The following is a 20,303-nucleotide window of genomic DNA, read 5'->3' as shown; positions in this document are numbered from 1 at the left end:
CTCAGCCTTGGCGCTGCTTATGGCGCGGGTTGGAGCAGATCACCATGACGCGACCGTGACGACGGATCACGCGGCAATTCTCGCAGATCTTCTTCACGCTAGGGCTGACCTTCATGGTTTTCCTTTGCTTTGTACTGTTACTTGTAACGGTACGTAATACGACCGCGGTTGAGATCATACGGGCTCATTTCCAAAACCACGCGATCCTGCGGCAGAATGCGGATGTAGTTCTTGCGCATTTTACCGGAGATGGTGGCGAGCACGATATGCTTGTTCTCGAGTTCCACGCGAAACATCGCGTTTGGCAGTGCTTCCACTACCTGACCTTCGACTTCAATCACACCGTCTTTTGCCATGAGCCTCATTCCGTTCTTTGGTCTGCTTACTTTGCGTGTCTGAAGACACACCAATTAGACAGCATACCACAGAACCAGAAAATATGGAAATTGGCGTGTCGAACCGTTAGGCAGGCGGCCCCGCCGAGCTGTAAAACGGGCAAGGCGAGGCTCCGTCAAGGAACCGAAGGGCGGTGCCGAAGACACTGCCAAAGCCAAAAGTTGAGCTACGTCCAATCCGCTACCAGATCAGAAATCCGGCCGCACTCACCCAAGCTGCCCGATGATCTGCGCGCTGATCTCATCGATCTCCCCCACGCCATTGACCACAACGAGTTTGCCGCGGTTCTTGTAGATATCCAAGAGTGGCGCGGTCTGCTCTTCGTAGATCTTCAGCCGTTTCGCGATCGCCTCGGGGGTGTCGTCGGCGCGGCCTTCCTGCTCGGCGCGCCTGCGCATGCGATCCATGAGCACATCGTGATCCGCCTCGAGTGCGACGGCGTAATCGAGCGGCGTCTCCAGTTCTTCGAGCATCTGGTCGAGCGCTTGGACTTGGACTGCATTGCGCGGATAGCCGTCGAGAATCCAGCCGTCCTGCGCGTCGTCCTGGGCCAACCGGTCTTTGACGATGCGGCTGGTCACCTCGTCGGGCACCAACTCGCCCTTGTCGGTGTAGGACTGCGCCTCTTTGCCGAGCTCGGTATGGTTTTTGATGTTGTAGCGGAAGATGTCGCCGGTGGAAATCGCCGGAATGCCATAGTGCTCGCTCAAAAGAGCGGCCTGCGTTCCCTTGCCGACACCCTGGGGCCCCATGATCAGCAGTCGCATATCTGTTTGTCTCCTATGAACTCGTCATTTCAAATGATGCCTGTTTACTCGTTCCTCGCAAGGAACGAGCACAACGTTCTGCGCTGATTCGACTGATGATTCAGCCTTCGGCGTCTCAGCCCTCTTTGTGATTCGTGTTCTCGAACAGGAAGCCGGTGTACTGGAACTGCTCGGTCTGCGCCTTGGCCTGACGCAGGGTGTCGAGCCCGACGCCGGCGATGATCAGGATTGTCGTGCCGCCGAAAGGCAGCCGCGCATTGAGGTTCAATGCCATGATGAGGACGGTGGGAATTAGCGCAACGAACAACAGATACACGGCGCCAACCGTATTCAGCCGGTTCATCACATAGCTCAGATAGCGGCTGGTCGAGCTGCCCGCGCGGATGCCCGGGATGAAGCCTCCGTACTGTTTCATGTTGTCCGCAGTCTCATCCGGGTCGAAGGTGATCGCGGTGTAGAAGAAGCAGAAGAAGACGATCATAAGCGAGTAAAGGCCTATATACCACACCGAAGTAGTGTTGGCCAGATTCGTGTCGATCCAGCTGACCCACGACTGCTCAGTGTTGCCAAACTGCGCGATCAGCGTCGGGATGGAAAGGATCGAAGAAGCAAATATGGGCGGGATGACGCCGCTCATATTGATCTTCAGCGGCAGATACGTCGACGATCCGCCGTACATCTTGCGCCCGATCATGCGTCGGGTGTACTGCACCGGGATGCGGCGCTGGCACAGTTCGACGAAGTCCACGAGAATCAGAATCACCAGCAGCACGGAACTGACAATGCCGAACTTGGTCCAGTCACCATTGGTGCCGTTGGTTCCCCAGCCGATCTCCCACAGCTGCGGTAGGAAGCCGGAGCAGATGGACATGAAGATGAGCACAGACATGCCCTGGCCGATGCCCTTGTCGGTGATGAGCTCGGCCATCCACATGATCAGGCCAGTGCCGCCGGTCATGACCAGCACCATGACGATCAGGTTCCACACCGAGTTGTCGGGGATGACCTGTCCGCACTGGTAGTTGAACAGCGCGCCGGAGCGCGCGGTCACCAGAATCGTGGTGGACTGCAGCACGGCCAGGCCGATGGTGAGGTACCGCGTGTACTGGGTGAGCTTAGCCTCGCCCGATTGGCCCTCCTTGTGCAGCGCCTCGAAGCGCGGAATGACAACGCGCAGCAGCTGGATCACGATGGATGCCGTGATGTAGGGCATCACACCGAGCGCGAAAATCGACAGCTGCAGCATTGCACCGCCGGAAAAGAGATTCACCAGACCGACGAAGTTCTCCTGATTCGACGATAGCGAGGAGACGCATTCGCGCACTGTTGTGTAGTCCACGCCCGGGGTAGGAATGAACGAACCAATGCGGTAGATGATGATCATGCCAAAGACGAACAGGATCTTGTTCCTGAGCTCCTTGGTCCTAAAGGCCTGGATTAACGTCCTCACCTGGGGTTTCCTTCCCTGAATCGTGCGTAGCCTTACGCACCCTGCAAACAGACTCTAACCGTCGAGCTTAGCGCAGAGCGTCTACGTACGACGCCTGCCGTGTACAGCCTTGGCACATCGGAGAATGGCCCTCCCCGCGCAACGCAGGGAGGGCCATTCGAGGTTCAATGCAAGCCAGCCCGTAGTCGCTCAGTCCTGAGCGATGGAGCCGCCTGCCGCTTCAATCTTGGTTTTGGCCGAAGCCGACACCTTGACGCCTTTGAGCGTGAAAGCCGCCGCGGTTTCGCCGTCGCCGAGCACCTTGACCGGGTAGCCACGGCGAACCGCGCCCTTGGCGATCAGATCTTCGACGCCCACCTCACCGCCCTTGGGGAAGAGTTCCGCAAGCGTCGCGATATTGACGACTTGGAACTCCTTCTTGAAGGGGCTCTTGAAGCCGCGCAGTTTCGGCAGGCGCATGTACAGCGGCAACTGGCCGCCCTCAAAGCCTGGGCGAACTTGGTAACGCTTCTTCGTGCCCTTGGCGCCACGGCCCGAGGTCTTGCCCTTCGAGCCTTCGCCGCGGCCCACACGAATGCGGTCCTTCTTGGCGCCGGGTGCCGGATGCAGATCATGCATTTGCAGGATGCTGTTTTCTTCATTAGCCATAATCAGTCGACCTCCTCGACAGTGACCAGATGACGCACAGCATGCGCCAGGCCACGATTGGCAGGCGTATCCTCGCGGACGACGCTCTGGCCGATCTTGTGCAGACCGAGGGTCCGAACGGTGTCGCGCTGTGCGGGCTTCCTATTGACCAAGCCACGCACCAGAGTGATCTTGAGCTGAGCCATCACTCACCATCCTTTGCTTCGGCGGCAGCCTTCTTGGCCTGCGCCTCTTCACGTGCCTTACGGGCCTCGGCGATGCCGGCCGCGCGAGCACGCAGCATGGCGTCAGGAGCCACTTCCTCGAGGGAAACGCCACGACGCGCGGCGATCTCCTCAGGCTCTTCGAGGCTCTTCAATGCGTCTACGGTGGCACGCACGACATTCACCGCGGTGGTGGAGCCCATCGACTTGGTGAGAATGTCGGAGATGCCAGCGCACTCCATGACGGCACGCACGGGGCCGCCGGCGATCACGCCGGTGCCGGGGGCCGCAGGACGCAGCAGGACAGTGCCTGCAGCGTCATGGCCGATCACCGGGTGAGTGACCGTGCCACGAACGCGCGGAACATTGAACATATGCTTCTTGGCATCCAGCTGGCCCTTGGCGATGGCCGCAGGGACCTCGCGGGATTTGCCGTAGCCAACACCGACCGTACCGTTGCCGTCGCCTACCACCACAAGGGCTGCGAAGCTGAAGGTACGTCCGCCCTTATGGGTTTTGGACACACGATTGATGGTCACCACACGGTCGAGCAGCTCGTCGCCGCGATTCTCTTCGCGACGGCCGCGACGCTCGCCACGACGACCCTCACCGCGGCCTTCGCCACGACGGCCCTCGCCACGCTGGCCGCGACGGCCGTCACGGGAATCCCCGCGCTGATCGTTGCTGCCTTGGGCGGAGCCTTGAGTGTTCTGAGTTTCTTCAGCCACTTGAGTTTCCTTTTCCTTCTCGCTCACAGTGCCAGACCTCCCTCGCGGGCGCCTTCAGCCACAGCTGCGACACGGCCATGGTACTTGTTGCCGCCGCGATCGAAGACGACCTCGGTGATGCCGGCTTCCTTGGCCTTCTTGGCGATCAGCTCGCCGACCTTCTTGGCGGCCTCGGACTTGGTGCCTTCGAAACCGCTGAAGTCGGACTGCATCGTCGAAACGCTCGCCAAGGTCATGCCCTTGGTGTCGTCGACGATCTGAGCGACCATATGGCGGTTCGAACGAGTGACCACAAGACGTGGGCGTTCGGCAGTGCCGGAAATGTGCTTGCGCAGGCGGAAATGGCGACGAAGGCGTGCGACCCTCTTGCCTTTGCCGTAAATCTTCACGCTCATATCACTTACCAGCCTTTCCAGCCTTGCGCAGGATGTGCTCGTCGGTGTACTTGATGCCCTTGCCCTTATAGGGTTCCGGCTCGCGCAGCTTGCGGATGTTCGCCGCAGCCTGGCCGACGACCTGCTTGTCGGTGCCCTTCACGATGACCTGGTTGGCGTTCGGCAGCTCGAATTCGATGCCTTCCGGCGGCTGCACAGTAATGGTGTGCGAGTAGCCGAGCGAGAACTCGATGCCTTTGCCTTTCATCTGCGCACGGTAGCCCGTGCCGATGATGTCGAGCGTCTTGGTGTATCCCTCATGCACGCCCTTGACCATCGAAGCGATGATCGAACGGCTCAGGCCGTGGTATGCACGGGTCTGGCGTTCGTCGTCGGCTGCGGTCAGGACGATCTCGCCGCCTTCTACGGCACCGGTGATGCCTTCGGGGATCGTGTAGGAGTCAGAGCCCTTGGAGCCCTTAACGGAGAAATTCTGTCCCTCGATGGAGACCTCCACGCCTGCCGGAATGGCGACGGGGAGCTTGCCAATATGCGATGCCATGTTCAGCTCTCCTTTCTCACCACACGTAGGCGACAATTTCGCCGCCGATGCCCCGGTCGAGGCATTCCTTCTGGGTCAGCAAGCCTGTGCTTGTCGAGATGATGGCGATGCCGAGCCCGCCCAAAGGCATGGGTAGGGAGTCCGACTTCGCGTAACGACGCAGTCCCGGCTTCGAGATGCGCTTGATGCCTTGCAGGGAGCTTTCCCCGGTCGGACCGTATTTGAGGGCGATTTCCAAGGTCTGGCCGACCTTAGCTTCCTTCGCCGAGAAATCCTTGATGTAGCCTTCGCGCTTGAGGATTTCGGCAATTTTCGCTTTGAATTTGGAGTACGGCATGTCCACGGTCTCGTGTTTCGCCGCACTCGCATTACGCAGACGCGTAAGCATGTCTGCGATCGGATCTGTCATTGTCATTGTGGGCGTACGCCCTTTCTCGCCGTGGTTTCCGCCGGTTCCGCGCTGCGCATTGGCGCACGCGCCGATCCGGACGGACCTTCAGCGTCGATGTTTACCAACTGGACTTCGTAACTCCGGGCAGTTCGCCACGGTGAGCCTTCTCGCGAAGGCAGATGCGGCACAGGCCGAACTTGCGGTACACGGAATGGGGACGCCCGCAAACCTGGCAGCGAGTGTAGCCGCGCACCTTGAACTTCGGCTTGCCGGCCGCCTTGTTCTTCAGAGCGGTTTTTGCCATATCAGTTCTCCTTGAAGGGGAAGCCCAGGTGCTTCAAGAGCGCGCTTGCTTCCTTGTCGTCCTTGGTGCTGGTCACCACGGTGATGTCCATGCCACGCTGGTGGTCAATGGAATCGGGATCGATCTCATGGAACATGGACTGCTCAGTGAGGCCGAAATTGTAGTTTCCCTGGCCGTCGAACTGCTTGCCGTTGATACCGCGGAAATCGCGGATTCGGGGCAGCGCGAGGGTCAGCAGACGATCGAGGAACTCCCACATGCGTTCGCCGCGAAGCGTCACATAGGCGCCGATGGCCTGTCCCTCGCGCAAATGGAACTGCGCGACGGACTTCTTGGCCTTCGTGACCTTGGGCTTCTGGCCGGTGATCAGCGTGAGATCCTTGATGGCGCCCTCGATGAGCTTGGAGTCGCGAGCCGCGGCGCCGACGCCCATGGAGACGACGATCTTCTTGAGACGAGCCACCTGCATGGGGTTGGAGTGCTTGAACTCCTTCTCCAGCTCGGCGATGATCTCGTCATTGTACTTTTGCTTCAGGCGCGGAGTTGCCGGAGCTTCAACTGCTGTGGCGCTCATGCCAGCTCCTTTCCGGATTTCTTGGCCACGCGCGTGCGCACGACCTTGACCTTGCCACCACGCGCCTCTTCCTTGACCACGACGCCCACGCGGGTGGGCTCCTTGGTCTCAGGGTCGATCACCATCACATTGGAGCGGTGGATCGGCGCCTCGACGGAGACGATGCCGGACTGCTGGCCCTGCTGCGTGGCGCGCACATGCTTCTTGACGATTTGCACGCCTTCGACGATCAGACGGTCATTGGCCAGCACGCGCGTAACGGTGCCTTCCTTGCCGCGGTCCTTGCCGCGGATGACTTTGACCTGGTCGCCCGACTTGATCTTGGCTACCATCTCAGATCACCTCCGGGGCGAGGGACACGATCCTCATGAAGCGCTTGTCGCGCAGTTCACGTCCGACCGGTCCGAAGATACGAGTGCCCTTGGGTTCACGGCCGGAGCCGAGAATGACAGCGGCGTTCTCGTCGAACTTGATGTAGGAGCCGTCAACACGACGGTGCTCCTTGACAGTGCGGACGACGACGGCCTTGACCACGTCGCCCTTCTTGACCGACCCGCCAGGGATTGCGTCCTTAACGGCGGCGACGATCACGTCGCCTATGCCGGCATAGCGTCGCTTCGACCCGCCGAGCACGCGGATGGCCAAGATTTCCTTGGCGCCCGTGTTGTCGGCGACATGAAGCCGCGTTTCCTGCTGAATCATTGATTCTCCTTAGCCGAGCTGGTTCTCCCCGAGCACCCGTTGGGTGTCTCGCGGAGCCTTGCCGAACTTGTTACTTGGCACGCTCGACGATTGACTCGACGCGCCAACGCTTGGTCTTGCTCAAAGGCCGAGTTTCCATGATACTCACGAGGTCGCCAACATGGGCTTCGTTGTGTTCGTCATGGGCTTTTACCGTGCGGGTTGTGCGCACGACCTTGCCGTAGAGCGGGTGGGTCGAACGCTGCTCGAGCTCGACGGTGACCGTCTTGTCCATAGCGTCGGACACGACATAGCCGCGACGAGTCTTGCGGAAGTTGCGCTCTTGCTTTTCAGCCATGCTTACTTCTCCTCGGTCTTGGTTTCGCTAGCCTCAGGCGCCTGGCTGATGCCCAGCTCGCGTTCGCGCAGGACAGTGTACATCCTGGCGATATCGCGTTTGACGGCCTTGAGACGAGCGGAGTTGTCGAGCTGGCCGGTGGCGTTCTGGAAGCGCAGGTTGAACAGCTCTTCCTTGGACTTCTTGACGAAGCCTTCGATCTCGTCATCGGTCTTCTCGTTGAGATTCTTGATGGTGTAGTCTGCAGTTCCGACTGACATCAGATGTCACCGCCTTCGCGAGCAATAATTCGGCACTTCATCGGGAGCTTGTCGATCGCGCGGCGCAGGGCCTCGTGAGCGATATCGTCGGTGACGCCGCCGATCTCGAACATGACGCGCCCAAGATGCACATTGGCGATCCAGAACTCAGGCGTGCCCTTGCCTGAACCCATTCGCGAACCGAGCGGGTGCTTGGTGAGCGGACGGTCGGGGAAGATCGTGATCCACACACGGCCGCCACGCTTGATGTAGCGGGTCATGGCGATACGAGCGGCCTCGATCTGACGATTGGTCACGTATGCGGGGGCAAGCGCCTGGATGCCGTAATCGCCGAAGGCGATCTCGTTGCCGCCCTTGGACATGCCACGGCGGGTCGGGCGCTGCTGCTTACGATACTTGGTTCTCTTTGGGATAAGCATTGCGCTCACTCCTTCACTTCTGTAGCAGGCGCGGCGGCGGCAGCCGGGGCTGCGGTCTCGGCCGGCGAACCGGCTTCGGTCCTGCGCGGGGAGCCCGGGCGCTGCCCGCGGCGCGGGCGGCGATCTCCGCCGCGGCGTCCCGGACGGCCTGCGCCTTGCTGGGCCTGCTGCTCTTCGAACTCGTGCTCGGTCATGTCGCCCTTGTAGATCCACACCTTCACGCCAATGCGACCGTAGGTGGTCTTGGCTTCGAAGAAGCCGTAATCGATCAGGGCACGCAGGGTCTGCAGCGGGACACGACCCTCGCGGTAGAACTCGGAACGGCTCATTTCCGCACCGCCGAGGCGGCCGGCGAGCTTGATGCGGATGCCCTTGGCGCCCGCATGCATGGCATCCTGTTGGGCCTTGCGCATGGCACGGCGGAAGGTGACGCGGTTGGTCAGCTGCTCGGCGATGCCTTGAGCGACGAGCTGCGCATCGATCGCAGCGTTCTTCACCTCAAAGATGTTGAGCTGAACCTGCTTGCCCGTGAGCTTCTCGAGCTTGGCGCGCACGCGTTCGGCCTCGGCTCCGCGGCGGCCAATCACGATGCCCGGACGTGCGGTGTGAATGTCCACGCGCACCCGGTCGCGGGTGCGCTCGATGACGATGCGGGAGACTCCTGCACGCTCGAGGTCCTTGCTCATGACCTTGCGGATCTCATCATCTTCCAGGACGAAATCGCGGTACCGTTCGCCGGCCTTGTTGGAGTCGGAGAACCACTTGGAACGGTGGTCTTCGGTAATGCCCAGGCGGTATCCGAAGGGATTGATCTTCTGACCCATCTTTAGCGGGCTCCTTCCTTGTTGGCGACGACGACCGTGATATGGCTGGTGCGCTTGTTGATGCGAGCGGCACGACCCTGCGCACGGGCGCGGAAACGCTTGAGCGTCACGCCCTCGTCCACATAGGTCTCCTTGACATACAGATCGTTCTCGTGGAACGCCTCGCCGGCCTTATCGGCCTTGACGCGTGCGTTCGCGACAGCGCTCTCCAAGGCCTTGCGCACCGGGGTGGCAGCGTCTTGAGGGGCGAATTTGAGGATGGTGATGGCCTGCGTCGCCTGTTTGCCTCGGATGAGGTCGACCATGCGGCGAGCCTTGCGCGGCGTCACGCGGACGTGGCGTGCGATTGCTTTAGCTTCCATAAAGTCTTTACTCTCCTTTAGCGGCGTGCCTTTTTGTCGTCCCGCACATGGCCTCTGAAGGTCTTGGTCGGGGCGAATTCACCGAGCTTGTGGCCGACCATGGCCTCGGTGACGAACACCGGGACATGCTTACGGCCGTCATGAACGGCGAAGGTGTGTCCGATGAAATCGGGGGTGACCATAGAACGACGCGACCACGTCTTGATGACGTTGTGCGTGCCCTTCTCGTTTTGCTCGTCGACTTTTTTCTGTAGGTGGGCGTCGACGAAGGGGCCCTTCTTGATGCTTCGAGTCATCTGCTCGACACTCCCTTACTTACGGTTCTTACCATTCGGACGACGACGGACGATCAGCTTGTTCGAGGCCTTCTTCGGATGACGCGTGCGGACTTCGCCCTTGCCCCATGGGGACACCGGCGGCTTGCCGCCGCGGGTACGACCGCCGTGCGGGTGGTCTACCGGGTTCATCGATTCGCCACGGGTGATCGGTCGCCTGCCGACCCAGCGTGCGCGGCCTGCCTTGCCGAGCTCCACGTTGGCATGCTCGGCATTGCCGACCTCGCCGATCGTGGCGCGGCAGCGGGCGTCGACATTGCGGATTTCGCCGGACGGCATGCGCAGCTGAGCGTAGGCTCCGTCCTTGGCGACCAGCTGAACGCCGGCGCCTGCGGAACGCGCGATCTTCGCGCCGCCCAATGGGCGCAGCTCGATGGCGTGCACAATGGTACCGGTCGGGATGTTGCGCAGCGGCAGGTTGTTGCCAGGCTTGATGTCGGCCTGCTCGCCCGTCTCGATCGCGTCGCCCTGGCCGATGCCTTCGGGCGCGATGATGTAGCGCTTCTCGCCGTCGGCGTAGTGCAGCAGCGCGATGCGTGCGGAACGGTTCGGGTCGTATTCGATATGCGCGACCTTGGCCGGCACGCCGTCCTTGTCCCAGCGCCTGAAGTCGATGAGACGATACTGACGCTTGTGGCCGCCGCCGCGATGACGGGAGGTCATGCGGCCGTAAGAATTACGCCCACCGGTCTTGGACAGTTTGCGGACAAGCGACTTCTCGGGTGTCGAACGCGTGATCTCGGAGAAATCCGAAACCGAAGCGTTGCGGCGGCCCGCACTCGTCGGTTTATATGTACGGATAGCCATAATGTAGTTCTTCCTTTGACTTTCTCGGCTAGCCTTCAGTTACCGAAGATGTCGATCGTCTGGCCCTCGGCCACGGAAACGATGGCGCGCTTCTGGTTCACGCGCTGGCCGAAGCCTGTGCGTGTGCGGGTGCGCTTGCCGTTGCGATTGAGGGTATTGACGTTCGTCACCTTGACTTTGAAGATCTCTTCGATGGCCTGCTTGATCTGCACCTTGTTCGCGCTGGGCGCCACCACGAAGGTGTACTGCCCGCGGTCGGATGCCGCATAGCTCTTCTCGGAGACGACAGGCTTGAGAATGATGTCATGTGCTGGCTTATGAATAGCGACCATGGTAATCAGGCCTCCTTGGCTGTCGGCTCGGTCTTCGCGGCGACGAAGGCATCGAAGCCTTCCTTCGTGAAGACAATGTACTGAGCGGTGACCACATCGTACGTGTTGAGTTGATCGGCGAAGATCACATGCACGGTGGGGATGTTGCGCACGGAGAGCCATTCGTTCACGCTGTCGCGCGTCAGCACGACCGTGGTGAATTGGTTCCCGGTCACAGGGGCGAGCGCAGCGATCGCCGTCTTGGTCGACGGGGTATCGCTGATGCCCAGATCTACAATGGCGATGCGTCCGGCGTTGGCCCGATTGGACAACACGTAACGCAACGCGCTGGCCTTCATCTTCTTCGGGGTGCGCTGCTCGTAGCTGCGCGGAACCGGACCATGGGCCACGCCGCCGTGAGCCCATTGCGGGGCGCGGATCGAACCCTGGCGGGCACGGCCGGTGCCCTTCTGCTTCCAAGGCTTCTTGCCGCCGCCGGAAACCGAGCCACGGTTCTTCGTGGAATGCGTGCCCTGACGAGCCGCGGCAAGCTGCGCGATGACCACTTGGTGGATCAGCGGCACATGCGCCTGCACGTCTTCGTCGGAGATGCCGAAGATCTCGGCAGGGGCTTCAAGCGATCCTGCGGACTCGCCCTTGGCGTCAATGACGTTCAAAGTAACGTTAGCCATGACTTCAGGCTCCCTTCACAGCAGAGCGGACAAGGACAATGGCGCCCTTGGGACCGGGAACAGCGCCCTTGAGCGCTATGATGCCGTTCTCCACATCCGAGGAAACCACAGTGAGGTTCTGCACGGTGGAGGTGACATGGCCCATACGGCCAGCCATGCGCTTGCCCTTGAGAATGCGGCTCGGCGTAGCGCACGCACCGACTGAACCGGGGCGACGCTCGTTCTTGTGCGAGCCGTGGGTACGACGATAGGACTTGAAGCCCCAGCGCTTGATGGTGCCTGCAAAGCCCTTGCCCTTGGTGGTGCCAGTGACATCCACCACAACGCCCGCGCCGAAGAGATCGGCGCCCAGCTCCTGGCCGGGCTCGAACTCGGCGGCGTTCTCGGTGCGTACCTCGGCGAGATGGCGGCGAGGAGTCACACCGGCCTTGGCAAAGTGGCCCGCGAGAGGCTTGGTCACCTTGGTCGGGTCGATCTGGCCGTAGCCGAGCTGCACGGCGTTGTAGCCGTCGCTGTCCTCGGTCTTGACGGTCGTGACCACGTTGGTGGAGACGTCGACGAGCGTGACGGGGACGAAGAAGCCGTTCTCATCCCAGACCTGCGACATGCCGAGCTTCTTGCCCAGCAGCGCGCTGCGGCTTGTCTTTTGCGACATTTTTTGCGACATTGCGGTTCCCCCTTCCCTACAGCTTGATCTCGATATTGACATCTGCAGGCAAATCGATGTGCATCAGGGAATCCACAGCCTTGGGCGTGGGATCCACGATGTCGATGAGGCGCTTATGGGTGCGCATCTCGAAATGCTCGCGAGAATCCTTGTATTTATGAGGAGAGCGGATCACGCAGAACACGTTCTTCTCGGTCGGCAGAGGAACCGGGCCCACTACAGTGGCACCCGCGTTCGTAACCGTCTCGACGATTTTCTTCGCCGATTGGTCGATGACCTCATGGTCATAGGACTTAAGCCTGATGCGGATTTTCTGTCCCGCCATTGCCGTCCGCCCTTTCTAGCGATTCGTTTACTGTTTACCAGCCTGCTGAAAAGGACACCGGCGCACGGGTTCAACGGGTATGACCCCGCGATCCTACACATCAGTGTGCAGCATGCGACGTTCACCATGTGCATCCACATCATGAACCCGCTGCCGCACCCGCTTTTTTGATTCCAATATGCGAGCCCAAAACAGGCAACTTCTCCATTAAAGCATTGAGGGGGTATTAGCGGTATTCCGGCGTGTCGTGCCGTAAGCGAAAAGCCCGGTGAGCTTTTCGCGGGCACGACCGAGCAGCCACGAAGGCCGCGAGGAGCTCAGCCTCCGGCTAAGCTACGGCCAGAGCGCGACCATACCAAAGACCCGGCACCCCGCGCCGTAAACTGGGTCGCTCTGGCTCATTTGCGCCAGTCACCGCCCCTAGTGGAAGCAATAAGCCAGTGACGAACGCACCGTCTCCTTTGTTCCATTAGTGTCGGTTTACTGCCATGAACGATTTCCTCTGCCGCGGTTCCTTAGCTTCTGGAGCTGGTCAAATCATAGACGGTGACTCCACCTACTGTCTTGGACGTGAAGGTCGAAGCAACCCAGCTGGTAATCTGCGAGGCCACTCCTGAGGCTCCACCGAACCCGCCTCTCATGCCGCCTCCGGCAGTCTCGCCCATTGCGTTGGGCGCTTCGCCTGATCCGGCCCCCGTCCCACTGTTGCCGCCGGATCCACCACCGTTGGCATTGCCTGATTCTGAACCCATTGTTCCGCCGGGAGCGTCACCCGGCCCTTGCGCAGCAGTACCGCCGCCCGGCATACCGCCGCCCGGCATACCGCCGTCAGGCATACCGCCGGCGTTGTTTGCGGAACCTATTGCCCCGTCTGCACCTTCGGAACTGTCGGCGCCATTCGACTGACTGGATGACCCCGAGGCGGAGAATCCGGCCCGTTGACCGTCGCCCATGCCGTCGGCGATGAAGTACGTGATGTCTCCGTCGGCGACATATTGCTTGAACTGCGCCAGGGACACATTGTCGTCCGAGCCGCTCCATCCACCTATTGCGAATACCGCGGTATCGGTGCCCAGAATGTAGCCCGCCGCGCTCTGGTCGCCGACCACGGCAGCCGACCATCTGCTGTGCGTGGCGTTCAGTAGTTTCACCAAGGCGGAATTGGTGGATGCCTCCCCGGAACCGGAGCCGCCCCTCCCCCGCGCGCCTTGCTCGGAGGCGGTCATGCCATCAGTGCCTTCATATGCGCCTCCGGGGCCACTTCCCACGTCTCCGGGAGCTTCTCCTGCGCCATTGCCCCCGCCTCCGGGGCCGTCTCCCATCTGGTCTCCCGGTCCGCCCATGCCGTTTCCCTGAACGCCGGCAGGGCCAGACGTCGGGATTGACCCCGAGTGCGCCGTATTGGCAGTGGCTATGGTCCAGGACGCGGTAGGCAGGAGCGCGGACGCCAAACCAAAGATCAAGGCCGCGATGGCAATTCTCCCTGTGAGCGTTCGGGCGTTCACGCCCCTATTCAAGCCGGCGATCATGAAAACAAGCGCTCCCGCGATGCCGCCGACAAGCGCGACCCAACGGATCCAGCCATTCCATCCGGCGGCGTACATGCCAAACAGGTAGAATCCCCAAACGCCGGTCAGCGCGACAGCGACAGCCAGGCAGATCCGCTTGAAGACCGCAGTCGTCCGGCTATCTTCCTGTTCCGCCCATAATGCAGCGCAGGAACTGCCGATGGTGCCGGCGATAAGCGGAGCCAGCGCTACCGCATAATACGGATGGATAGTGCCCTGCATGAAACTGAACACGAGGGCGGTGACCGCCATCGAAGTGCCCCACAGAATGATTCCTGCCCGTTTCGAATCGTTCGAAGGACGGTTGCCGCAAGCGGCCAGCCCGGTAACCAGCAGCAGAATAGCTGCCGGAAGAAGCCAGCTGATTTCAGTGGCGAACGTGGAGTTGAACATGCGCAGCAGCCCTGGTTCGCCGCCGAAGCCCACGTTGGATTGGCCGCCTCCACCGCCTCCACCGCCGTTGCCCGAGCCGCCCAGGACACGACCGAGGCCGTTATACCCGATTGCCAGCTCCCACAAGGAATTGTTCTCGGAGCCGCCGATATAGGGTCGTGACGAAGCCGGGACCAAGGCGCACAGCGCAATCAACCAGCCTGCGGAAACGACCATGGAAACCGCGGCCGCAAGCAGGTGCCGGATACGTGCCCACCATCCCCAGCGCGAGCACAGGATGTATACGAGGACGAATGCCGGCAGCACTAGCAGGCCCTGCAGCATTTTGGTGAGGAACGCCAGACCGATGAGCCAGCCGGCGCCGACCAGCCACCAGGCCGCCAAGGCACGCGTATCAGTTTGCAAAGCGCGCACCACCATGTAGGCGGCCGCCGAAACGCACAGCACCAGAAGCGAGTCCGGGTTGTTGAACCTAAATATCAGCGCGGCAACGGGGGTGAGCGCCACCAGAGCTCCCGCGAGCAGACCGGCCACATGCCCGGATAGCCGCCGTACGGCACCGTAGGTGAGCGCCACGGTGCCGATGCCCATCAAGGCATTGGGCAGCAGCATGCTGAAGCTTGAGAAGCCGAAGATCCGAGCCGACAAGCCCATCACCCAGATGGCCGCCGGCGGCTTGTCAACGGTGATGGACAGTTGGGAGTCCAAGCTCGCCCACAGCCACGCGCGCCAGCTCTGCGTCGAAGACTTCACGCTGGCGGCGTAGAACTCGTTGGCGTAACCGGAAATGGTCAGATCACGAAGATAGAGGATTGCGGCAAGAATCAGCAATCCCCAGAATGCAGGTCGGGCCCAGCCTGGATCCGCTCTCCTGCCCGTGAACGCCCTGATGAGCCAAGGCCGTTCGGCGGTGTTGGCTGTGCCATGTGCAGCCGCGCGCAATCCAACTGGCGGATGAATTGCATCCGCGTGCAGCGTTCCAGCAGATGTCGATGTCATTTCGAGCTTTCCTTCGTTTCTTTCGCTATGCAGTCACCGTGGCCGCCGGCTACCAATGGCTGCAGCGTGGAGTCAATCCGGTCAGCGCGGCTGTCTCGGGCGCCGCGGCTGACCACAACGCGAAGCAAGATGAACCGGACCAGAGTGGTAACGCCATTGGCCACCAGTAGTATCAGCACCTCCGACCAGCGCGGGGCCGCCGGAGCATAGACATGCAGCGTCCACAGGGCACCGCTAGTGAGGGCCAGCCCGATGCCGAAAGCGATAAAGCCGGCCGCCTGATGCCTGAGCATGCCGTCGCGGGTGCGCAGGCTGAACGTGTGTCTGCGATTGGCGCTCGTGTTCCATACCTGGGTGATGAGCAGCGCCAAGAGATTCGACGACTGAGGCCCGATCGCCAACCTGGCCACCAGATAGATGAGGTAGTAGGCGATAGTGCTCACCACGCCGATCACGCCGAAACTGATCAGCTGACCCATCAGACCTTTGGGAGGATCCGGCACACGCCCTGCCACAGCAGCAGTGTCGACGTCGCGTTCCAATTGCCCGCGCAGCTTCTGCAGGGGGATGGCTCCGGTTACGAAGCCCTTCATCAGTCGCGTGATCCCCTTGAGGTCCTCGATGGCCGTGCCCACGATGTCAACGGTCGAGTCCGGGTCATCGATCCAGTCGACCGGCACCTCGTGGATGCGCAGCCCAGTACGCTGAGCTAGAACGAGCATCTCGGTGTCGAAGAACCAGTCATCGTCGGCGACGAACGGCAGCAAATCGCGGGCCACATCGGAGCGGATGGCCTTGAAACCGCATTGAGCGTCGGAAAAGGACACTCCCAAGGCGCCACGCAGAAGCAAATTGTACGAGCGGGAGATGAACTCGCGTTTCGGGCCTCGCCCCACGCGCGAGGAGCGCGCCATGCACCTGGTCGCAGGCCAACGGTTGGCACGTGCCTCGCCCCACGCGCGAGGAGCGCGCCAGCCGGGTTCCGATCGCCAAGTCGGAATGCCCTGACAGCAGCGGCGCCACCAGCGGCGCGAGGGCACGCAGATCCGTCGACAGATCGACGTCCATGTAGCACAGCACGGCCGAATGGGAATCCATCCACGTACGTTTGAGTGCATGCCCGCGCCCTTTCTCGTCCAGATGGACAGCGCGCACCTCTGGGTACCGGCTCACCTGCCGCAAGGCGATCGTCCACGTGTCATCAGTGCTGGCGTTGTCCGCGATGGTGATGCTTGCCCGCCATGGAAAACCCACGGACAGGAACTGATGGAGCCGTGTGATGGCACGGGGAAGATCTTTCTGTTCGTTGTAGACGGGGATGACGATGTCAACGGCCGTTCCGGCCGTGGTCGGAACGGCCGGTTCCATACAGGGAATAGTGTCGGTGGATGTCATGATGGTATTTCTTTCTCTGGCAGACTGTGGTGAGCCGGCTGGGCGATCTTTCTCGACGGTGGATATGTGGGCGGTATGAATGCAGCTATGCGACAGCGCTTCGCGTGGTAGGCGAGTTGTCGCCTGCGCGAAGTGCTGTCGAAGTAGCCATGGCACCCATATAAGCTCCGGTTGCTAGAGACTCTTTCAAAAATCCAGTGACTCAGTCTTGAAGTTTCCTCGAAACATTCTGCATGGCGAGGCGTTTGAGCTTTTCGGTTCCCATGCCCAACCGAATTGAAATTACGGTCATTTTTCGTCAGCGCTGCGGCTATGCCACATTGTTTGCCGCGCATAGGGCAGAACCGTCTGTGTCTGCTCGCGATGACTGCCGGCCGATGGGGGTCTGAAGGCCTGCCATTTCAACACGCCGGAGTGGACTCGCATACGACAAATCCCCCGCCGCCCCACAGCATACGATCTTGGAGGTCATATGCCGCGTGGCAGACAGGGGATTCGACGCGATGCGGAACAGCGCGGATCAGCCCGAACCGGCTGACGGGGTCAGTTCCGATGCAGCCGGCTGCTCAGGCTTCTTTAGCCAGCGATTCTTTGGCGCCCGCTGGAGCCTTGCCCTTGGCATCCGCCGCCGAACGATCGGCGCGCAGCCGATGGCCTTCGGCTTGCGGAACCCCGTAGTAGGCGGCGATGGCGATGTCTTTCATATCTTCAATGAGCGGGACGCGCGGGTTCGCGGGAGTGCACTGGTCCTCGTAGGCTCGCATGCCGATCTGGTCGATGATGCTCCAGAAGTAGCTCTCATCCACGCCGCAGTCCCGGAAACTCTTGTTCATGCCGAGCTTGTTGTCGCGGTAGTCTTCCACGGCGCGCGCGAGGTTCTCGACGCCTTCTTCGGGGGTCGAGCCCGGGTCCACGCCGATGACCCGCGCGAATTCACAATAGCGTTCGGGCGCCACATACTTGTCGTACTTCGGCCAGCTCGTCGGTTCCTGCGGAATCGAACCGTTGTAACGGATGATGTAAGGCAGCAGCACAGCATTCGTGCGGCCGTGGGCCACCTCGCACAGGGCACCGATGGTGTGCGCCATGCCGTGGCACATGCCCAGGAACGCCGAACCGAACGCCATGCCGGCCATAGTGGCAGCGTTATGCATCTTCTCCTGCGCCTTGATGCGGTGCTGGCCGGGCGCATCATTGACCGAGGACGCGAGATTGTCCCAGATCAGCTTGGCGGCGTGCAGTGCCATGGCGTCAGTGAAATCGTTGGCGTACACGGACACATACGCCTCCATGGCGTGCGTGAGCGAGTCGAAGCCGGCGTCCTGCGCCAGCTTGCGTGGCTGGGTGCGGGCCAGCACCGGATCGACGATCGCTACCGTCGGCGTCAGGGCGTAATCGGTAATCGGGTACTTGTAGCCGGTCTTGGGGTCGGTGATGACGGCGAAGGGCGTGACTTCCGAGCCGGTGCCCGAGGAAGTCGGCACGCATACGAGCCGCGCCTTGTTGCCCAGCGGCGGGATGCGGAACGCGCGCTTGCGGATGTCGAAGAACTTCTCGCGCACATCATCGAAGGAGATCTCCGGGTGCTCGTAAAGCAGCCACATGATCTTGGCCGCATCCATTGGTGAGCCGCCGCCCACGGCGATGATCGTGTCGGGCTCGAACTCCTCGCGCATCATGGCCGCGCCGCGCTCGACGGTTTCGACGCTCGGCTCCGGCTCGACATAGTCGATGATGCGGAAGGTGACCAGGTGGCGGCGCGCCCGCAGCTGATCGATGATCTTGTCGACGATGCCCAGCTGCTCCATCACCTTGTCGCAGACGATGACCGCCTTGCGAATGCAGTACATGTCGCGCAGGTAGCGGATCGAGTTGGGCTCGAAATACGTTTTGGCCGGAACTTTGAACCATTGCATGTTGTTGTTCCTCCGAGCGATGCGTTTGACGTTGATGAGGTTGACGGCCTGGACGTTGCCGGAGACCGAGTTGCCGCCGTATGAGCCGCAACCCAAGGTGAGAGAGGGTGCGATCGAATTGTAGATGTCGCCGATGCCGCCTAGGGACGATGGCTGGTTCCATACGATGCGGCAGGCGTGCATGCGCAGGCCGTATTCGCGCACCAGCTCCTGATTGTTCGTGTGGATCGCGGCCGTGTGCCCAGCTCCATGGACGAGCATCTGCTCGCACATCTCGAAGGCCTGCTCCTTGTCTTTCGCCCTGAGCAGCGCATGCACGGGGCATAGCTTCTCCATGGTCAACGGCTCCATCTCGCCGACCTCACAGCATTGCGCCACCAGAATCGTCACATCATCCGGGATTTCGAAGCCTGCGGCATGGGCGATGAACTGCGGCGAGCGGCCGGGGACGACCGAATTGAGCTTCGGCGTGCCGCCGGAATACGCGGCGCAGCCGAACATGTACTGCTCGAGCTTGGCCTTCTCCTCGTCATTGACGAAGTAGGCTTTGCGTCGTTTGAGCTCGGCGGCCAGCGGATCGTAGATGTCGGTATGGGCGATGATGGCCTGCTCCGTGGCGCAGATCATGCCGTAGTCGAAGTGCTTGGACAACACCAGATCGTTTGCGGCCCGCACCACATCGACGTCGCTGTCGACATAGGCCGGGGCATTGCCAGCCCCGACGCCGAGCGCCGGCTTGCCGGAAGTGTAGGCGGCCTTGACCATGCCGGGGCCGCCGGTCGCCAGGATCGTGGCGATGCCCGGGTGCCTCATCAGGGCGTTGGTCGCGGCGATCGAAGGGTGTTCGATCCACTGGATGCAGTCCTTCGGCGCGCCCGCCTCGATTGCGGCATCGCGCACGATGCGCGCCGCCGCAACCGAGCACTGCTGAGCGAAGGGATGGAAGCCGAAGACGATCGGGCACCTGGTCTTCAGCGCGATCAGCGACTTGAAGATCGCTGTGGACGTCGGGTTCGTGACCGGGGTAACGCCGGCGACCACGCCGACCGGTTCGGCGATCTCGTCGAGACCGAGCACGTCGTCCTCGCTGATGATGCCCACGGTTTTCTGATTGGCGAGGTAATGCGTCACATGCTCGCAAGCGAAGATGTTCTTGGTCGCCTTATCCTCCACCAAACCGCGCCCCGTCTCGTCCACCGCCATTTTCGCCAGCACAAGGTGGTTCTTCAGCGCGGCCACCGAAGCTTTGGCGACGATATGATCGACCTGTTCCTGATCGAGCTCCTCGAATTCGTCAAGCGCCTTCAACCCCCTGGTAACGAGGCCGGCTATCTCGCGTTCGACGACGGCCTGCTTCTCGTCGGGATTGGGTTCGGCGGGACTCGTCTTGGCGGAGTCTGCCTCGGCTTTCGTTCCGGTCGTAGTTGCCTGTACCATGTGGATCTCCTTGTGTTGGCCCCGCGCTCATGTCGCGTGTGGGCCATGGTGACCGACTCTGTATTGTTGCTTCGTTCTGCGCTGTTATTCGGTTGTGCAGCTGCGCGGTCACGAGCGGCTGTCGGCGCCGTTCCATGCCGGATTGCTACGCCGCCGG

28 protein-coding genes and 1 pseudogene are annotated in these 20,303 nt (G+C 61.3%); all 29 read right to left on the bottom strand.

Annotation, left to right across the window (positions count from 1 at the left end; all coding sequences use genetic code 11):
• Position 1: 1 nt before the first annotated feature.
• Positions 2 to 115, bottom strand: coding sequence for a 50S ribosomal protein L36 (gene rpmJ, locus LKG04_RS05755; RefSeq protein ID WP_024464351.1), 114 nt, complete (start codon positions 113 to 115; stop codon positions 2 to 4).
• Between the two features lie 22 nt (positions 116 to 137).
• Positions 138 to 356, bottom strand: coding sequence for a translation initiation factor IF-1 (gene infA, locus LKG04_RS05750; protein ID WP_003808114.1), 219 nt, complete (start codon positions 354 to 356; stop codon positions 138 to 140).
• A gap of 246 nt (positions 357 to 602) precedes the next feature.
• Complete coding sequence (locus tag LKG04_RS05745) at positions 603 to 1,163, bottom strand: adenylate kinase (protein WP_291759947.1); 561 nt, start codon at positions 1,161 to 1,163, stop codon at positions 603 to 605.
• Positions 1,164 to 1,278: 115 nt separating this feature from the next.
• Positions 1,279 to 2,613, bottom strand: a complete 1,335-nt coding sequence (gene secY, locus LKG04_RS05740) for a preprotein translocase subunit SecY (RefSeq protein WP_291759948.1) — start codon at positions 2,611 to 2,613, stop codon at positions 1,279 to 1,281.
• 189 nt (positions 2,614 to 2,802) lie between these two features.
• Entirely contained in the window at positions 2,803 to 3,261 is a 459-nt protein-coding gene (gene rplO / locus LKG04_RS05735) for a 50S ribosomal protein L15 (RefSeq protein WP_291759951.1), read from the bottom strand.
• A gap of 2 nt (positions 3,262 to 3,263) precedes the next feature.
• Positions 3,264 to 3,446 carry a 50S ribosomal protein L30 gene (rpmD, locus tag LKG04_RS05730; RefSeq protein ID WP_291759954.1) on the bottom strand — a complete coding sequence of 61 codons (183 nt, stop codon included), beginning with the start codon at positions 3,444 to 3,446 and terminating at the stop codon, positions 3,264 to 3,266.
• Positions 3,446 to 4,219: a 30S ribosomal protein S5 gene (gene rpsE / locus LKG04_RS05725; RefSeq protein WP_291759956.1), complete on the bottom strand. Its 774-nt coding sequence runs from the start codon at positions 4,217 to 4,219 to the stop codon at positions 3,446 to 3,448. Before rpsE ends, rpmD begins: the two co-directional genes overlap by 1 nt.
• A complete protein-coding gene (gene rplR / locus LKG04_RS05720) occupies positions 4,216 to 4,587 on the bottom strand; it encodes a 50S ribosomal protein L18 (protein WP_291759958.1) in 372 nt (123 codons plus the stop codon). Before rplR ends, rpsE begins: the two co-directional genes overlap by 4 nt.
• Position 4,588: 1 nt before the next feature.
• On the bottom strand, positions 4,589 to 5,128 hold the full coding sequence (gene rplF / locus LKG04_RS05715) for a 50S ribosomal protein L6 (RefSeq protein WP_291759961.1): 540 nt from the start codon (positions 5,126 to 5,128) through the stop codon (positions 4,589 to 4,591).
• A 16-nt stretch (positions 5,129 to 5,144) separates the two neighbouring features.
• Positions 5,145 to 5,543, bottom strand: coding sequence for a 30S ribosomal protein S8 (gene rpsH, locus LKG04_RS05710; RefSeq protein WP_291759964.1), 399 nt, complete (start codon positions 5,541 to 5,543; stop codon positions 5,145 to 5,147).
• A 94-nt stretch (positions 5,544 to 5,637) separates the two neighbouring features.
• On the bottom strand, positions 5,638 to 5,823 hold the full coding sequence (locus tag LKG04_RS05705) for a type Z 30S ribosomal protein S14 (protein WP_291759967.1): 186 nt from the start codon (positions 5,821 to 5,823) through the stop codon (positions 5,638 to 5,640).
• A 1-nt stretch (position 5,824) separates the two neighbouring features.
• Positions 5,825 to 6,397 (bottom strand): 50S ribosomal protein L5, encoded by a 573-nt coding sequence (gene rplE, locus LKG04_RS05700; protein ID WP_291759970.1) that lies wholly within the window; start codon positions 6,395 to 6,397, stop codon positions 5,825 to 5,827.
• Positions 6,394 to 6,729 (bottom strand): 50S ribosomal protein L24, encoded by a 336-nt coding sequence (gene rplX, locus LKG04_RS05695; RefSeq protein WP_291759972.1) that lies wholly within the window; start codon positions 6,727 to 6,729, stop codon positions 6,394 to 6,396. Before rplX ends, rplE begins: the two co-directional genes overlap by 4 nt.
• Before the next feature lies 1 nt (position 6,730).
• The gene (rplN, locus tag LKG04_RS05690; protein ID WP_291759975.1) at positions 6,731 to 7,099 is read right to left on the bottom strand and encodes a 50S ribosomal protein L14; all 369 of its coding nucleotides are present in this window, start codon (positions 7,097 to 7,099) and stop codon (positions 6,731 to 6,733) included.
• Positions 7,100 to 7,169: 70 nt separating this feature from the next.
• Positions 7,170 to 7,436, bottom strand: a complete 267-nt coding sequence (gene rpsQ, locus LKG04_RS05685) for a 30S ribosomal protein S17 (protein WP_291759977.1) — start codon at positions 7,434 to 7,436, stop codon at positions 7,170 to 7,172.
• A gap of 2 nt (positions 7,437 to 7,438) precedes the next feature.
• Positions 7,439 to 7,696 (bottom strand): 50S ribosomal protein L29, encoded by a 258-nt coding sequence (rpmC, locus tag LKG04_RS05680; protein ID WP_291759980.1) that lies wholly within the window; start codon positions 7,694 to 7,696, stop codon positions 7,439 to 7,441.
• Entirely contained in the window at positions 7,696 to 8,115 is a 420-nt protein-coding gene (gene rplP, locus LKG04_RS05675; protein ID WP_291759983.1) for a 50S ribosomal protein L16, read from the bottom strand. The genes rpmC and rplP overlap by 1 nt, the downstream gene beginning before the upstream one ends.
• Before the next feature lie 5 nt (positions 8,116 to 8,120).
• On the bottom strand, positions 8,121 to 8,939 hold the full coding sequence (gene rpsC, locus LKG04_RS05670; RefSeq protein WP_291759985.1) for a 30S ribosomal protein S3: 819 nt from the start codon (positions 8,937 to 8,939) through the stop codon (positions 8,121 to 8,123).
• A 2-nt stretch (positions 8,940 to 8,941) separates the two neighbouring features.
• Positions 8,942 to 9,301 carry a 50S ribosomal protein L22 gene (gene rplV / locus LKG04_RS05665; protein WP_291759988.1) on the bottom strand — a complete coding sequence of 120 codons (360 nt, stop codon included), beginning with the start codon at positions 9,299 to 9,301 and terminating at the stop codon, positions 8,942 to 8,944.
• Between the two features lie 17 nt (positions 9,302 to 9,318).
• Complete coding sequence (gene rpsS, locus LKG04_RS05660; RefSeq protein WP_291759990.1) at positions 9,319 to 9,597, bottom strand: 30S ribosomal protein S19; 279 nt, start codon at positions 9,595 to 9,597, stop codon at positions 9,319 to 9,321.
• Between the two features lie 15 nt (positions 9,598 to 9,612).
• Entirely contained in the window at positions 9,613 to 10,443 is an 831-nt protein-coding gene (gene rplB, locus LKG04_RS05655) for a 50S ribosomal protein L2 (protein ID WP_291759993.1), read from the bottom strand.
• 35 nt (positions 10,444 to 10,478) lie between these two features.
• Complete coding sequence (gene rplW / locus LKG04_RS05650; RefSeq protein WP_291759996.1) at positions 10,479 to 10,775, bottom strand: 50S ribosomal protein L23; 297 nt, start codon at positions 10,773 to 10,775, stop codon at positions 10,479 to 10,481.
• 5 nt (positions 10,776 to 10,780) lie between these two features.
• Positions 10,781 to 11,446 (bottom strand): 50S ribosomal protein L4, encoded by a 666-nt coding sequence (gene rplD / locus LKG04_RS05645; RefSeq protein ID WP_291759999.1) that lies wholly within the window; start codon positions 11,444 to 11,446, stop codon positions 10,781 to 10,783.
• A 4-nt stretch (positions 11,447 to 11,450) separates the two neighbouring features.
• A complete protein-coding gene (gene rplC, locus LKG04_RS05640) occupies positions 11,451 to 12,101 on the bottom strand; it encodes a 50S ribosomal protein L3 (RefSeq protein ID WP_291760272.1) in 651 nt (216 codons plus the stop codon).
• Between the two features lie 28 nt (positions 12,102 to 12,129).
• Entirely contained in the window at positions 12,130 to 12,438 is a 309-nt protein-coding gene (gene rpsJ, locus LKG04_RS05635) for a 30S ribosomal protein S10 (RefSeq protein WP_003827292.1), read from the bottom strand.
• A 515-nt stretch (positions 12,439 to 12,953) separates the two neighbouring features.
• Entirely contained in the window at positions 12,954 to 15,398 is a 2,445-nt protein-coding gene (locus LKG04_RS05630; RefSeq protein WP_291760002.1) for a glycosyltransferase family 39 protein, read from the bottom strand.
• Positions 15,395 to 16,312 (bottom strand): GtrA family protein, encoded by a 918-nt coding sequence (locus tag LKG04_RS05625; protein ID WP_291760005.1) that lies wholly within the window; start codon positions 16,310 to 16,312, stop codon positions 15,395 to 15,397. Before LKG04_RS05625 ends, LKG04_RS05630 begins: the two co-directional genes overlap by 4 nt.
• Positions 16,313 to 16,361: 49 nt before the next feature.
• A pseudogene (locus LKG04_RS08795) lies at positions 16,362 to 16,766 on the bottom strand (glycosyltransferase); the annotation flags it as partial.
• 593 nt (positions 16,767 to 17,359) lie between these two features.
• Complete coding sequence (gene adhE / locus LKG04_RS05620) at positions 17,360 to 20,146, bottom strand: bifunctional acetaldehyde-CoA/alcohol dehydrogenase (RefSeq protein WP_291760008.1); 2,787 nt, start codon at positions 20,144 to 20,146, stop codon at positions 17,360 to 17,362.
• Between the last annotated feature and the right edge of the window lie 157 nt (positions 20,147 to 20,303).

Origin of the sequence: Bifidobacterium sp. (assembly GCF_022640935.1) — a bacterium.
In the GTDB taxonomy this organism is placed as follows: Bacteria; Actinomycetota; Actinomycetes; order Actinomycetales; family Bifidobacteriaceae; genus Bifidobacterium.
Note: the sequence above shows the minus strand (reverse complement) of the source record. Positions and strands in the feature narration are given on the sequence as shown.